The sequence below is a fragment of the Chitinophaga niabensis genome (assembly GCF_039545795.1).
Lineage (GTDB): Bacteria > Bacteroidota > Bacteroidia > Chitinophagales > Chitinophagaceae > Chitinophaga > Chitinophaga niabensis_B.
In genome coordinates, this window is the sequence record NZ_CP154260.1 from 947,903 (window position 1) to 964,222 (window position 16,320).

The 16,320-nt window shown below is 46.4% G+C and carries 9 protein-coding genes; 6 read left to right on the forward strand and 3 right to left on the reverse strand.

Translation table 11 applies throughout. The features are described from left to right. Positions 1-72: 72 nt before the first annotated feature. On the reverse strand, positions 73-4,107 hold the full coding sequence (locus tag AAHN97_RS04000) for a two-component regulator propeller domain-containing protein (protein WP_343306265.1): 4,035 nt from the start codon (positions 4,105-4,107) through the stop codon (positions 73-75). Between the two features lie 184 nt (positions 4,108-4,291). Here AAHN97_RS04000 and AAHN97_RS04005 point away from each other — a divergent pair, with 184 nt between their 5' ends. From AAHN97_RS04005 to AAHN97_RS04025, 5 genes are all read left to right on the forward strand, one after another. Further along, entirely contained in the window at positions 4,292-7,483 is a 3,192-nt protein-coding gene (locus tag AAHN97_RS04005; RefSeq protein ID WP_343306266.1) for a SusC/RagA family TonB-linked outer membrane protein, read from the forward strand. A gap of 20 nt (positions 7,484-7,503) precedes the next feature. Next, positions 7,504-9,534, forward strand: a complete 2,031-nt coding sequence (locus tag AAHN97_RS04010; protein ID WP_343306267.1) for a RagB/SusD family nutrient uptake outer membrane protein — start codon at positions 7,504-7,506, stop codon at positions 9,532-9,534. A gap of 24 nt (positions 9,535-9,558) precedes the next feature. Next, complete coding sequence (locus tag AAHN97_RS04015) at positions 9,559-10,476, forward strand: DUF5017 domain-containing protein (protein WP_343306268.1); 918 nt, start codon at positions 9,559-9,561, stop codon at positions 10,474-10,476. Between the two features lie 8 nt (positions 10,477-10,484). Continuing rightward, on the forward strand, positions 10,485-11,723 hold the full coding sequence (locus AAHN97_RS04020) for a glycoside hydrolase family 88 protein (RefSeq protein ID WP_343306269.1): 1,239 nt from the start codon (positions 10,485-10,487) through the stop codon (positions 11,721-11,723). 84 nt (positions 11,724-11,807) lie between these two features. Further along, positions 11,808-11,966: a hypothetical protein gene (locus AAHN97_RS04025; protein WP_343306270.1), complete on the forward strand. Its 159-nt coding sequence runs from the start codon at positions 11,808-11,810 to the stop codon at positions 11,964-11,966. Here AAHN97_RS04025 and AAHN97_RS04030 read toward each other — a convergent pair. Both AAHN97_RS04030 and AAHN97_RS04035 read right to left on the reverse strand, forming a co-directional pair. After that, positions 11,963-13,552, reverse strand: a complete 1,590-nt coding sequence (locus AAHN97_RS04030) for a Na+/H+ antiporter (protein ID WP_343306271.1) — start codon at positions 13,550-13,552, stop codon at positions 11,963-11,965. The two genes, AAHN97_RS04025 and AAHN97_RS04030, sit on opposite strands and share 4 nt — an antisense overlap. Before the next feature lies 1 nt (position 13,553). Beyond that, positions 13,554-14,114, reverse strand: a complete 561-nt coding sequence (locus tag AAHN97_RS04035) for a flavin reductase family protein (protein ID WP_343306272.1) — start codon at positions 14,112-14,114, stop codon at positions 13,554-13,556. 82 nt (positions 14,115-14,196) lie between these two features. Between AAHN97_RS04035 and AAHN97_RS04040 the strand changes: the two genes are divergently transcribed. Continuing rightward, entirely contained in the window at positions 14,197-16,314 is a 2,118-nt protein-coding gene (locus tag AAHN97_RS04040) for a TonB-dependent receptor (protein WP_343306273.1), read from the forward strand. The last annotated feature ends 6 nt before the right edge of the window (positions 16,315-16,320 follow it).

Consider the following 16,320-nt stretch of genomic DNA (forward strand, 5'->3'; position numbering starts at 1 on the left):
GGTGGATACAAACAAATATAACTTCCCGGAACGGGGAGGTAGGGGGAGTATTCTAAATAAATAGGGGGAATTTTACTCTGTTTCCCGCTCTCCGGCGAATTCTGTGGGTGTTTTGCCGAATTGTTTTTTGAATTCCTTACTGAAATATTTACGGTCTGCATACCCCACCATATAAGCTACCTCATATACCGTATGCTGTTTTTTGAGGATCAGGGCGGCGGCTTTTTTCAGCCGGAGGGATTTCACGAAGTCGTTTACAGACATATCCGTGAGGGCCTTTAACTTCTTATAAAGCACAGGTTGGCTCATGGCTACTTTGCGGGACAACATCTCCACCCCGAATTCCGGTTCGTCCATATGTTCTTCCACAAGCTGGATCACCTTCTGAAGGAAAGCATCGTCTACCGTATTGCTGAGTGTTTCCGGTGTTTCCGTTAATATTTGCCGGCTGAACTTTTCCCGCATTTTTTCCCTGAGTGCCAGGAGGTTGCGTACGTTCAGTTCCAGCACCCGGGTACTGAATGGTTTGCTGAGATAGAGGTCTGCCCCCTTTTCCAATCCGCTTACATGATCTGCCTGGGAACTTTTGGCGGTGAGCATCACCACGGGAATGTGGTTGGTGCGTTCGTCTGTTTTCAGGCGGGAGCAGAATTCCAGGCCATCCATTTCCGGCATCATCACATCGCTGATCACCAGGTCGGGGATCTGCTCTGTGGCCATGGCCAGTCCCTGGGCGCCATTTTCGCTTTCCAGCACCTGGTAGCTTTGTTCAAAGGTTTCCCGGATGAGCTTCCGCAGCTCCGGATTATCTTCTACGATCAGGAGGGTGAAAGGGTGATCTGCTGGTTTATAACCCAGCACTTCAATAACTTCTGGTAGTTCTTCTGCTGGTTTATAACCCAGCGCTTCTTTAGGGTCAGGTATTTCTTCCGCTGGTGTAAAACCCAGCACCTCAGGTACCTCTTCTGCTGGTTTATTACCCAGCACATGCCGGGTGCCCTCAAAATGTTTATTGCCCTGCAACAGGGTAACGGTAAAACAGGTCCTTTTAGCAGGTTCACTTTCTACGGTTAAGTTGCCTTTGTGGAGTTCCACAATATTCCGGGACAATGCCAGGCCAATCCCGTACCCGGTATTTTGCACACCATGATCTGCCACCTGGAAGAAATTGGAGAACAGTTTATCCAGGTACTCCGGCGCAATGCCCCTGCCATTATCTATTACGCTGATGGTCACGGTGTCTTTCTGCTGTTCCACACGCAGGCAGATATTGCCACCATCCGGTGTGAATTTGAATGCATTGCTGAGCAGGTTGAAGAACACTTTTTCCAGCTGCTCCCTGTCGAAATAAACAAACGTGTGTGCTGTATGATGTAAGAAGGAGGTTTTAATATTCCGGCTGAGTGATAATTCGCTGAAGCTGGTATAGATTTCCTGGAGAAAGGGGATAAGGTCCTGCTTCTCTACATATAACTTTAAATGATTCGTTTCTGCTTTCCGGAAATCCATCAGTTCACTCACCAGTTTCAATAAGCGGTTCGCATTATTCTTTACAGAAAATAACTGTTGCTGAACGGGATCATCCTTTTTAAAGGTTTCGATCATCTTCTCTACCGGCGCCATCAGGAGTGTGAGGTGCGTGCGGATCTCATGAGAGATATTGGTAAAGAAATTCAGTTTCACCTGGTGCAGTTCTTCTTCTTTCGTTAATAAAGCACGCATAAAGAAGAAGCGGGTTACGAGGAAAAAGATGGAGGCGGCCAGCAATGCATAGATACAATAAGCCCACCAGGTACGCCAGAAAGGAGGCATTATCCTGATGCCCAAGCGGGCAGGCTCACTCCAAACCCCATCGTTATTGGCGCCTTTTACCAGGAAGGTATAATTGCCGGAAGGCAGATTGGTGTAGGTTACAGCCGTTACATTCGTTTCAATCCAATCCCTGTCTATCCCTTCCAGTTTATAAGCATACCTGTTCTTATTACTCTTAATATAATTCAGCAGTGCAAATTCAATGGTGAATACTCCCTGGTTGTAATGGAACTTTAATGCTTTCGTGAACCCTATATCCTGTTTTAAAAGATGATCTGCTTTATTGATCCCTACCGGTTGATTAAATAGTTTGAGCCCGGTGAACACCATAGGAGCGGAGTAGGTATTGGCTTCAATTTTTCCGGGGAAGAAGCTGGTGATACCATTGTAACCGCCAAAGAAGAATTCTCCTTTACTGTCTTCCAGGAAAGAACCGTAGTTGAATTCGTTGCCTGCTATACCATCGCTGGTGGTGTAGGTCTGGAAGGTTTTTTTCTCCGGATCAAATTTGACGAGGCCGTTATCTGTACTGATCCAGAGGTTTTGTTTATCGTCTTCCAGCATACCCATGATATTATTGCTGGAGAGCCCATCTTTGTCCGTATACCTTGCGGTGATCTTCATTTCCTGGTCATACTTTACCAGGCCGCCATAGTACAGGCTGGTCCAGATGTTTCCCTTGGTGTCTTCAAAAATGGAATTGTTGTAACAATCTGTGTTCACGATCTGCCGCGTATTGCCTTTTACCACAAACTGGTAAAGGGTAGAACCTATCCATAAGCGGCCCCGGGAATCTTCGTAGAGGTAACGGATAGAGGATCTTGCCATCTCTCCTAATAGGGCGGTATCCATGATCTCCGTGAGTTGCCGGCCGTTCCGCTTAAAGAGATGTAAACCTGTATTGGTGCCCACCCAGAATCTGCCATCTGTGGTTTCCAGGATGGCGGTGGTTTCCAGGGTAAGGGTGAAAGGATTTTGTTTATCGTAGAAGTATTGGGAGAACTTACCGTTATCGCCCAGCAGGTTAAGGCCGCCGCCGTGAGTACCTATCCAGGTGTTCCCGTCTTTATCAATGTATACCACCTTTACCAGGTTAGAACCAAGGCTGGAGGGATCATTAGGATTATGTTTATAATAGGTATAGGCGCCTGTTTTCCTGTTCAGGTAATTAAGGCCACCTCCTTCCGTACCGATCCATAAGTTATGCAGCCCGTCTTCCAGGATGCTGCTGATCACATTATTACTGATCCCGGAATGGGAAGCATTGCTTTGTGAAGTTGAAAAGGAAGTATTATAAGAATGGATCATATTGATCCCGCCGAAGTAGGTGCCGATCCACACGGAGCCGTTCACATCTTCAAAAAGACTATGGATCGAGTTCTGGCTGAGGCTTTTTTTGCCGCCGGGATCATGCTGATAGGAGATACTTGTTTTATTGACAGGGTCAATGATGGTTAAGCCTTCCTGCGTGCCTACCCAGAGTTTGCCGGCTTTGTCCCTTATAATCCTTCTTACACTATTATTAATAATATTATCTACATGGGTGAAAGTTCGGGTAGCTGGTTCATAGATGCATACCCCGCCATTCAGCATACCTATCCATAAACGTTGCTGGCTGTCCGCGGTAATGGAGGCAACATAGTTAACAGGGAGGCTGTTGGAGTTCCCTTCTTCATGGCGGAATGTTTCAAACTGAAAATCATTTCCTGAAATGATCAGCCGGGTGAGGCCGTTTGTAGTGCCGATCCAGAGATGGCCTTTCTGATCTTCATAAATACAGCGTACATGTGTGCCAGCAATACTGTTACCGGAACCATCTGTTACAAAATGCCGGAAGCCTTTGGCAGTTTTAAGGAACAGGCCGGAGGGCGAACCTATCCAGAGCCTTCCTTTTTTATCTTCAAAGATGGCGTAGATGCTGAGGGATTTAGGAGTGATGGGGATCCTTTCAAACTGATCTTTGACCGGATCGTATTTGTTCAGGCCCTGGGAGGTGCCTACCCATAAGTTTTTTTTGGAATCACAATAGAGGGTCAGTACCAGGTTGTCGTCCAGGGAGGTACTGTCCTTTTGGTCCGTTTTGTAGATCCTGAACCGCTGCCCATCGTACCGGTTGAGACCATAGCGGGTACCATACCACATGAATCCCCTGCCGTCCTGTGTAATAGATAATACGGAATTGTGTGACAATCCATTTTCAACGGTCAGGTAATTAAATGCGATATTTTGCCCCTTCGTTTGCGTGGAAAATAATAAAATGGCCAGTATCAATGTAGCCCCCCAGCGATACATCATACCTAAATATATGGTTTTTTTGAGAAATAGCACAGTTTTAGTTGCTTGATAATCAGTGTGATGTAAAGCGTTTAGAATATTCCCCCCATTCTTTTATGATTCTCCCCCCATGTTTGTTTGCGGGAACCACATATTTGCTGTCACGTGATTCGCCAATTCTAATAATTCCACCAAAATCATTGCTATGCGATTGCCAAAAATTGCGCAACAACTTTCCCGTTATGCTGTAAGATCTCTTACGGGTTCTATTGTGATGCTACTCTTTCCTGTTCTTTTATTCGCCCAGAAAAAAACCGTTACCGGAACGGTTAGTGATAATAACGGAACACCTTTACCAGGTGTTTCCGTTGGGGTGAAGAATGAAAAGACAGGTGTGAGTACAGATGCACAAGGTAAATTTTCTTTATCTGTTTCACCGGGCGTTACGCTCGTATTTACTTACATCGGATTTGAAAAGTCGGAAATACCGGTAGGCAGCCTGGCGGTTTACAACGTTCGCCTGAAAGAAAAGGTAGGTACTCTCAGCGATGTGGTGGTGGTTGGTTATGCCACCCAAAGGAGGAAGGACCTCACAGGGGCTGTGGGTAGTGTGAACATGAGTGACTTTGAAAAAGCGCCGGTTAAATCTTTTGACGAAGCACTGGCCGGAAGGGTAGCGGGTGTGGCTGTATCCAGTAATGACGGGCAGCCAGGTTCCGTTGCCAATATCGTGATCCGGGGTGCGGGTTCCATCTCGCAGGACAATGGTCCATTATATGTGATAGATGGATTCCCTACGGAGAATTCTAACGCCAACTCCATCAGTCCTGCAGACATTGAGTCTATTGATGTATTGAAAGATGCTTCTGCCACTGCCATTTATGGTGCAAGAGGTGGTAATGGTGTTATCCTCATCACCACTAAAAAAGGAAAGACCGGTCCTCCTGTAGTGACCTACAATGGTTATTATGGCTGGCAGAAGATCCCTGAGAAACAGGAGTTGATGAACGCTTATGAATTTGTGCGGTATGTAGGGGACATCAATCCCGGTATACGGGATTCCGTTTACCTGAAGAACGGCGTTAAACTGGAAGATTACAGGAACAAGGAGACCCTGGATATGCAGGATTACATCTACCAGACTGGTCAGAACCAGAACCACGATATTTCTGTAAGAGGTGGAAATGATAAAACAAGGTATTCTCTCTCCGGCAACTTCAATAACCAGAAAGGTATTATTATCAACGGCGGGTTTAAACGTTACCAGGGAAGGTTTACAATAGACCAGAATGTGAACGACAAGCTGAAAGTGGGTATGAATGTGAACTATGCTTATAGTGAATCATATGGTATCCCGGTATCTGCCACCAATTTTTATGCCTCTGCCACTACTTTGTATTCTGTATGGGGTTTCCGCCCTACTACAAGTATTGCAGGAAGGGACAGTGCAGTAGACCTGTTGGAAGAGTTCTATGATCCTACTAACGAATTGGCCAATAACCAGGACTACCGGGTGAATCCATTACAGAATATCAAGAACCAGATCACCATTGCCAAGAACACAGGTCTGATCGCCAATGCCTATGCAGAATATTCCATTACTAAAGACCTTATGCTCAGGGTAGCGGGTGGTATTAATAATGTGAATGTAGAAACGAATATCTTCAATAACTCAAAAACACAATCCGGCAGTAAATGGAGTGCGAATGGAGTGAATGGTGCTATCTGGAATCAACCCAATTCCACCTGGAGAAGTGAGAATTCACTAAACTACCGGAAGAAGTTCAACAAGCACAACCTGAATGTGCTGGGTGTATTCGAAGCGCAGGGAAATAAAAGTTCCGACAGGAGGTTCACGGCCACACAGATCCCGAATGAGGAACTGGGGTTGGATGCCATTGACATGGCACCTGCTGCCAACACGACATTGATTTCAAGAAGTTCCCGTTGGACGATGGCTTCTGCACTCGCAAGGGTCAACTACGACTATGATTCCAAATACCTGTTCACGGCTTCTATCCGCGCAGATGGTTCTTCCAAATTTGCCGAAGGTCATAAATGGGGCTATTTCCCTTCTGCATCTGCAGCATGGCGTTTCAGCAGTGAGGAGTTCATGAAGCCGTTGCATTTTGTATCAGATGCAAAGATCAGGATCGGTTATGGTGCTTCTGGTAATAACAGGGTAGCAGATTTTGCTTACCTGAGCCAGCTGCAAATGACCAGCAACCAATACTGGTATTCTACAGGAGGGCTTTTCCCTGCTATCGGCTCTGTGATCGTATCTCCGGAAAACCTGGACCTGAAGTGGGAAACCAATCAGCAGACCAATATAGGGCTTGATCTGGCTTTCTTCAGAAACCGTATGAACGTAACGGTGGATGTATATAAGAGAACAACAAAGGACCTCTTGCTGCTGGCAGCATTGCCTTATATGCAGGGTGTTGAAAGCGGAGCCGGTTTTAAAAACATCGGTAAACTGGAAAACAAAGGGCTCGAATTTACTATTGGCGGCATCATTGTTGAAAATAAAAAGTTCTCCTGGAACAGTAACTTCAACATCAGCTTCAATAAGAACAAGATCCTCGCTTTAACAGAAGGGCAAACATCCATCCTTTCCGGTTCCGGCACTTTCTTCAATACAACTTATTCCGGCCTGTTCCCTTATATCTCTGCAATTGGCCGCCCTATGGGTGAAATGTACGGACTGGTATTTGATGGGGTGTACCAATATTCGGATTTCAATGTAATGCCTAACGGTACTTACCTGCTGAAGCCGGATATCACCACCAATGGCTCTGCCAGAACGGCTATCCGCCCGGGTGATATCAAATACAAGGACCTGAACGGAGACCTGCAGGTGAATAATTCAGATTATACGATCATTGGCAGTGGCCTGCCCAAACATACAGGCGGTTTTAGCAATAATTTCGCCTATAAGAATTTTGACCTGAACGTACTCTTGCAATGGTCTTATGGTAATGACATCATCAATGCCAACCGTTATGTGTTTGAAGGCGGCATTGTAAACAATCCGAACCTCAACCAGTTTGCCACTTATGCTAACCGCTGGACACCGGAGAACCCCAGCAATACTTTGTTCCGCGCAGGCGGGATGGGTAATGCAGCTTATTCTTCCCGTGTGGTGGAAGATGGTTCTTACCTGAAGTTAAGAACAGTATCCCTGGGGTACAATGTGCCTTCTCCATTATTGAAAAGAGCGAAGATCAAAAATGTAAGGGCGTATGCTTCTGCACAAAACCTGTATACCTGGACGAACTATTCCGGTAAAGATCCGGAAGTATCCGGCCGCACAACCGGTAACCTTACACCAGGGTTTGACTATGCCGTATACCCGCACTCACTCTCTTATGTACTGGGATTAAATGTAACCTTTTGATCAACGCAAAATCCAACATTATGAAACGCATTTATCTTTTTGCATGGATCATTATAGCAGGACTTTCTTCCTGTAAAAAGTTCCTCGATACAAAACCAACTGATTTTTTTACGCCGGATAATTATTATACAACGGAAGCACAATTGCAACAGGCACTCACGGGTGTGTATGGAGATCTCATGCGCCCTGAACTGTACGCGCAGGTGATACCATTTAACTTTACCACTACTACGGATGAAGTTTTATCCAACCGTACTGCGGACGGTGATGCCCGTGGCCTCCGTTACAATTATGATGCATCGCAGGTGTATGTGGGCAATCTCTGGAAGTTCTCTTATATAGGTATTGCCAACCTGAACTCCCTGCTGGAGAATATCAACAAACCCACCATGGATTCTACCAAAAGGAATATCATCAAAGGGCAGGCATTATTCCTGCGTGGGTTCCTGTACTTTACACTTGCCAGTAACTATGGCGATGTACCGTTGGTATTACGTCCACTGGGGATCAATGAAACTACCATTCCGGCTACTCCTCAGAAAGATGTGTATGCGCAGATAGAAAAAGATATGAAGGAAGCGGAGGTATTGCTGAAAGACTATACTGCAGCAAGACTGGGTTATAATGAATTGGTGACCATTTCTGCGGTACAGGCTATGCTGGCCAGGGTATACATTTATTGGGCAGGTTATCCCCAGAATAATGTATCCAAATACCAGGATGTACTTACTTATACCAACAAAGTAGTGAACTCCGGCCTGCATGCACTGAACCCTGATTACAGGCAGATCTTCATTAACCTGAGTAAAGATGTGTATGATGTGAAGGAGAATATCTGGGAACTGGGTTCTTTTGGTGCTGCACCTGGTGTGGTAACTAAAGGTGGAAATGATATTGGTAATTTTGTGGGCATACAATCCGCTATTGTGGCGGCTGATACTACTTCTTACAGTTCTGCATCCTGGGTATGGGTAACAAGGAAATTATTTGATTCCTACGAATTGGATGCTGCCAACACCGCCACACCTTTTAAATCTTCCCTGGATGTAAGGCGTGACTGGAACTGTGCTAACTATATCTATAGTGGTACGCCACGTGTAAAAACGGCCCGCCCGAATGTATGGCAGATGAATGCCGGTAAGTTCAGAAGAGAATATTGCCCTGCAATTATCCGTAACACTAATGGCGTAGGCGGTTCTTATAATATTAACTGGCCGGTGATCCGTTATGCGGATGTGTTGCTGATGCGTGCAGAAGCAGAGAACTACCTGAACGGCCCTGCTAATGCTTATGCGGATATCAACCTGGTGAGAAGGAGAGGATATGGCATTATGAATGGCAATGTGGTGAAGTCTGTTGTAGTAAATAACCAGGGCTCCGGTTATACCGTAGCACCAGCGGTAACAATTTCAGGTGGCGGCGGAAGTGGTGCCAGCGGCACAGCTGTTGTTACAGCAGGCAAAGTAGTAGGCATCTATCTGAACTCACCCGGCGCACTGGCTCCCGGTACTTATTATTCTTCTGCACCGGTTGTAGTGATCGGTACTGCATGGGTACCAGGTACAGCTTATGCAGCAGGTACGCAAATAACAAATGCAGGTAATCTTTATACAGTTACGACAGCTGGTACTTCTACCACTACAGGGCCTACGCAAACTTCCGGTGCATCCAGTGCCGCGGTAACAGGTGCGGTGTTCACTTACGCAGGTGTTCCAGCTACGGCTACCGCTTCTATCACAACTGGTACTGAGGCAGATCTTACACCCGGGCTTAGCAAAGAAGATTTTCAACTGGCTATCCGCGATGAAAGGATGAGAGAGCTTTGCTTTGAAGCAGTGAGAAAAGCAGACCTGATCCGTTGGGGGAATTTCTACCAGGATATGCAAACTTTTGCGGCATGGGCGGCTGCCAATGGTGCATCCGTTGCTGCTACAGGAAATCCAAATGGATTACAGGGGGCACAGAATGTGGGCACAAGGCACGTACTGTTGCCTAAACCAACTTATGAGCTAAATCTGAACCGTGCGCTTATCCAAAACACCGGCTGGTAATTGTTACATTCTAAACATTATTTTATGCAAAGATCATTCATCATATTAGCAGGACTGGCTTTAGCGGTTGTGTCCTGCTCCAAAAAGCTGGAAACAACTACACCTGATTTCCAGGTGAAGATTGATCCGGCCCGTATGGTTGCAGATACCTTCACTTATAAGGTAGGCGATACCACGCAGTTCCTTTTTGCAGGCAATGCAGATAATATTGCCTTCTATTCCGGTGAACCAGGGAAGAGTTATGCTAACCGCAAAGCCAGCTTCAAGCTGGGGAAACTGGCGTTATCATTTTCCACGAAAGCAGAATTTGGTACACAGACCAATACACTACAGGTATTGGCCACTAATAAACTCACGGCATTGGATTCCGCTACCGTAGTGAATGCCAACTGGACGAACATCACCTCCAAAGCAGCACTGGCTACCAGTGCCACGGTAGTGAACTCCGGCATTATTGATCTTACAGACCAGGTATCGGGGGAAAAGGATTCTCTTTTCATTGCCTTCAAATACAGCGGGGTAACCGGTTCCACACAACGTACCTGGACCATCACCAATTATGTGCTTAATAACGTGCTGGCAGATCAGACGGTTGCCATCAGCAATCTTGCAACAGACGTTAGTTTCTGGACACGTTATGGGAATGTATGGAACCCAGCCGCCGCACGCTGGACAGCTACTGCCACTGATCTGAAGATCACTGGTGGAGGTGGAACTTCTCCTACCAATACCAGCTGGATCATCAGCAAACCTATCTATGTAGGGCAGATCTCCCCGGATGTAAGTGTAGGCATCAAGAGCATTACCGAGCCTGCCAAAACAGGTTATCCATATAAATACACTGTTCCCGGCGTTTACAAAGCCACCTTCGTTGCATTCAATCATACGTTGGACGAAGAAAGATCAGTGATAAGAGAAGTGATCATTAAAGTAATACCCTAAGCATGAATATGAAGCGTTTATTAATTGGTACAGCGTTCGTTAGCCTGCTCGCTTTTAAATCAGACAACTCAGAGAATGATTTTATCAGGAGCAACTATTCTTTTGCCACACAGCAGATCAAGAATATGTTGAAGGAAACCGTGCATCAGAAACCACTGACTTTCCCCCGTACTACAGATGCCAGCGGCAAAATGGTATCTACCAGTATGTACGACTGGACACCCGGTTTTTTCCCCGGCAGCCTTTGGTATTCCTATGAATTCACCAAAGATCAAAGCCTGGGTACAGCAGCTTTAACATGGACGGAGAAACTGGAGCCCCTGAAGGACTTCACCAAACATCACGACCTTGGATTTATGATGTATTGCAGTTATGGTAATGCTTACCGCCTTACCGGGAAAGCTGAATACAAAGACATCCTGGTGCAATCCGCCCGTTCCCTGAGCACACGTTTTAATCCTGTGACCGGAAGTATTAAATCCTGGAATGGATTTAAATCCTGGCATGGCAATAAGATCTATCCTTTCCCGGTGATCATTGATAATATGATGAACCTGGAGCTATTATTCTTTGCTTCGAAAGTAACCGGCGATACTGCTTTCCGGCATGTGGCAGTTTCACATGCATTGACGGCGATGAAGAACCAGATCCGCCCGGATTACAGTTCCTATCATGTAGTGTGTTATGACACCACTACCGGTAAGGTGGCTGCAAGGGAAACAGCACAGGGATATGCAGATAATTCCACCTGGGCAAGAGGCCAGGCATGGGGGATCTATGGTTTTACCATGGTATACCGTGAAACAAAGGATGCCCGTTTTTTAAAGACGGCCTTGGGCATGGCGGACTGGTTCCTGGATAACAAGAACCTGCCGGAAGATAAAGTGCCTTACTGGGATTTTAATGCGAATGAAGCAGGTTACACACCGGGCATTAACTCTTATGCCAATAAGGTAACAGATAAACCAAGAGATGCTTCTGCTGCTGCCATCACCGCTTCTGCTTTATTTGAGCTGAGCAGGTATGCAGGTGCAAAGGAAGAAAAATATAAACAGGCCGCTATTCAAATGCTGCATTCACTGGCCAGCCCGGCATACCGTGCACCGGTTGGCAGTAATGGTAACTTTCTGCTGATGCACAGTGTGGGAAGTATACCACATCATACGGAAATAGATGTACCACTGGTATATGCAGATTATTATTTTATAGAGGCATTGCAACGGTATGAAGATCAATTGAAGAAATAAGTTTAATCTTGACAATCGCGTATGGAACGAGGGCTGCCGTCTGGCAGCCCTTTTTTAATGTGCATAAACTGGCTACTTTAGCAGATGTCTTCTTCAGTCGCTAAAAAGGCTCCGGCAGAAGCGCTCAGGCCCTTCATTACGGAATATGTTTTCAGACAGGTGGAAGTGCCTGTGGTGAAAGCAATGCCCCTGCGTTACATCAGCTCTATTGGTTTTTCCCTGGGGGAGGATTTCGCATTTTAACTCTCAAATTTCAAGCGCAACTTTTCTTCTTCCAAATCTAACAGGCTTTGATGCCGGCGGATGATCTCGTCGTCTGTTTCCGGGCTTTTATCCAGTTCATGCAGGAGTGTGCGCTGTTGTTCCAGTACTTCTAAATAAACGCGGCGGTAATCATCATGTTCCGGCTCAATAAGATGTTCTGTATTGTGAAAATGCGTGTTCTCATACCGGGCTTTCAGCTGCTGCAAGATGGTATTGGTTTTGAGTACTTCTGCATGTTGCTCGTCCAGGAACTTTAGGGTATGGGCCGCTAATTTCTTCCTGATCATCAGTTCCTGTTCTTCCGGTGTGAGGGTAATATCCGGGTCCGGCATTTTCACCAGGCGGATCATGAGCGGCAGTGTTAAACCCTGCACCACCAATGTAACCAGGATCACCATGAAAGTGATAAAGAGAATGAGGTTTCGCTGGGGGAAGGGCGTGATCTTATCTGAGAGTAAAACCGGAATGGATAATGCAGCAGCAAGGGAAACCACACCACGCATGCCTGCCCATCCAAGGAGGAAAGGTCCTTTTAACCCCGGTCTGTTATCAGCTGTGGTAATGTACCGGCTGATGAAAACGGTGAAATAGGAAGCGCCGAATGTAGAAAGCAGCCGGGTAACGATCAGCACCAGGGAGATCAGCAGGCCATATTTAATGGCTTCTCCTAAACTTACCGGTCCCAGTTGATTCACGATCACCGGAAGTTCCAGGCCTATGAGCATAAACACCAGCCCGTTCAGCACAAAACCCAATGTGGACCATACATTGCTTCCCTGGTACCTGCTTCGGTGATTGAGGAAAAGATGGCTCCTGGCAGAAAGGAAAAGCCCGCCGCTCACTACAGATAATACACCGGAGAAATGGAAAGCCTCTGCCACGATGTACATCACATAGGGCGCAGTAAGGCTCAGCACAATATCCATATTGGTGGTAGTGGGCAGCCATTTATGCACAGCATAATAAATGAGCCCTATCAGCACGCCCGTCAATATACCCATCACAATCACCACCACAAAACTCACTGCAGCTTCGTGAAAGATGAACCGCCCGGTATCCACAGCTACCAGGGCAAAACGGAATACGATCAAACTGGATGCATCGTTCAGCAGGCTTTCTCCTTCCAGGATGGAGGAGAGTCTTTTCGGCACCTTTACATTCTTCAGCACGGCAGTGGCGGAAACTGCATCGGGCGGAGATACAATGCCACCGAGCAGAAAGCCCAGTGCCATGGTAAAACCGGGTATGATAGAGCTGGATACCAGCGCCACCACAAAGGAGGTAAGTACTACGATCAGGAAGGCGAAACTGGTGATCACACGCCGCCATTTCCAGAAATCTTTCCAGGAAGTATACCAGGCTGCTTCATACAGCAGCGGTGGCAGGAAGATCACGAAGATCAGCTCCGGGTTGATAGTTACGGACGGCAGTCCGGGGATCAGGCTGATCAGCAAACCACCTATCACCAGTACGATGGGGTAAGCGATCTTTAGTTTCTGCGCCAGCATGACCAGCGTGATAATAATAAGGATAAGAGAAAGATATTGTATAACCTGATCCAGCATCTTATAGGTTCTGTGGTTTGAATTTTCTGACTTTTGAAATGTTCCTGCCTGATATCATGAAGATGCCTTCGCCCCTGTAATGTACCGTTGTGGGATACTTTGGATAAATGGCGGCATGTGCCTTCACAACCTCAAGTATAAAGAAATTATATTTACGTAGCATGCTTTCATCTGCTACTTTGCATTCAAAGTTAGCATAACATTCTTTGATCAGCGGTGCATTCACTTCGTCCGCCTCCTCCGGTGTGAGCCTGAACTTTTTGAATTTATCTACCTGTGTACCGGTGGAATTACCAATACCGATCACTTCATCCAGCAACTGCACCGTGGGGATATTGATCACACATTCCCCGCTTTTACGGATCATATCGTAGCTGTGGTTGGCCCCGGTGATAAAACACCCGATCCTGGAAGGAGAGAACTCCATAACTGTATGCCAGCCCATGCTCATGATATTGGTCTCCTCTTTCCAGCGGGAACTAACCAGTACGATGGGGCCGGGTTCCAGGAACCTGCGGATCTTGTCCACCGGCAGGTTTTCCTTTTTGTAATTCCTTCTCATGATGATCAATTTAATTATTTTTTCCGGATACGATCATTGAACCCGCTGGCCAGGCTGTAGCTTTGCGCAAATTTATAAGCTTATGAGGCGTATTGGCTCCACTTTATTCATACTGGCAGCAGCTTTCTCTGCATCTGCCCAGCAAAAGATCAAAAAGGATACCGTTTCCCTGGGGGAGGTGATCGTATCTGCCAGCCGTAAACCGGAGGTGCTGGACAAAGTGCCTTCTTCCGTAACCGTGGTTACCCGCAAAACGCTGGAGCGTAACCTGACTATTACCACAGATATCACAGAGATCCTGGCCAATGAAGTACCCGGCCTGGCACCTTCTGCACAAACCAACAGCAATGTGGGGCAATCCTTAAGGGGCCGTTCCGTATTGATCATGATAGATGGTATTCCACAATCCACACCACTGCGTAACGGGGAAGTAGATCTCCGGTCTATAGACCCTGCTGTGCTGGAAAGGGTGGATGTGCTGAAAGGCGCTACGGCCATCTATGGTAATGGTGCAACAGGTGGTCTGATCAACTATATTACCCTTACACCTAAAGATGCCGGTGCCGTTTCCGGTAAAACCACCCTCAACCTTACTGGTTCTTTAACCAGCCCTAAAAACAGCCTTGGCGGAAGGATCGGCCAATTGTTATATGGCAGGATCGGGAAGTTTGACTACACCGTCAGCGGGGTATACGAACAGAACGGGGAATTCAAGGATGCAAAGGGCAATATCCTGGGCAACAACTATAGCCTGGGCGAAACAGAAAGTTACAATGGATTCGTGAAACTGGGTTTTGAACCCTCCAGCCGTCAGCGCATCCAGTTAATGTATAACTTCTACAGGAGCCAGCAGAATTCCAACTATACACTGGTGAATGGTGATTACCTGACCGGCAAACCTGCAACAGGGGTATTGGGTAAACAAGCCGGTGAACCTACCGGCGTAAAAGGAAATCATAACCTGCAGCTCTCTTACCAGGCAGATAGCCTGATCGGCGGAACTTCGCTGCGTGCAGATGCTTACTACACTTCCCGGGATGATATCTTCTATGTGTCCATCGGCAGGTTTGAAGGTGGAGACGGACAATCGCACACACTTTCCAGGAAGAAAGGACTGCGTTTTATGTTCAGCTCTCCTTTAACGAAAATGGGATCATTGTCTTACGGTACAGATATCATCAACGATGTTACCTCACAACCATTGGTAGATGGCCGCGTGTGGGTGCCGGAAATGAAGATGTTCAATGTGGCACCTTTTGCAGAAACCGAATGGACCTTCCTGGATAACATTATCCTGAAAGGTGGTGTCAGAATAGAAAAGGTGAAGATAGGCGTGGAGGATTACACTACTTTAAGAATCACGAATGCTTCAGGAGGTACTGTTACACCCAGCTTCGCCGTAAAAGGTGGTGACCTGAAATACACGGCTACTTTATTCAATGCCGGATTACGTTACAACCGTTTTCCGCTCTTTACGCCTTATGCCAGTTTCTCCCAGGGATTTTCTGTGGCAGATGTAGGCCTTGCACTGAGGGATGCGAAGGTGGATAATATCAGCAAGATCAATACAGAAGCAGTACTGGTGAATAACTACGAATTGGGTTTTGTAAGCAAATACAAACAGCTGCGTTTTGAACTCACCGGTTTTGTAAGTACTTCCAAACTGGGTGCTGAAATGGTGTACGATGTGAATACAGACCTGTTTAATGTGGCCCGCATACCGGAGCGCATTTATGGTTTTGAAGCAGCTGTACAATACAGTCCGCTGCATAACCTCGATCTGGGTGCCTCTTACAGTTATGTGGAAGGAAAAGCAGATACCGGCCGTATCGATGATAAATATGATGCTTACCTGAACGGAAGGCGTATTGCTGCTCCTAAGATCGGCGCCAACGTACATTACAGGCCTGTTGATGGTTTGGAAGTTGGTTTGCAATATACCGGCATCCAGGAAAGGAACCGCTTTGTTAAATTACCCAACGGGCTTTACAAAGGAAATGAAGGGATCGTGAAAGCGTATAATCTTTTTAACCTGAATGCCAGCTACCGTTTAACAAAGAACGCACTGGTAACACTTGGAGTGGAAAACCTCTTCAACGAGGATTATTTCCCGGCACGTTCACAATGGTTTATGATACCCGGCTTTTATTCGAAAGGAAAAGGAAGGGCATTCAATATAGGAATTGCGGTGAATTATTAAAGGAAA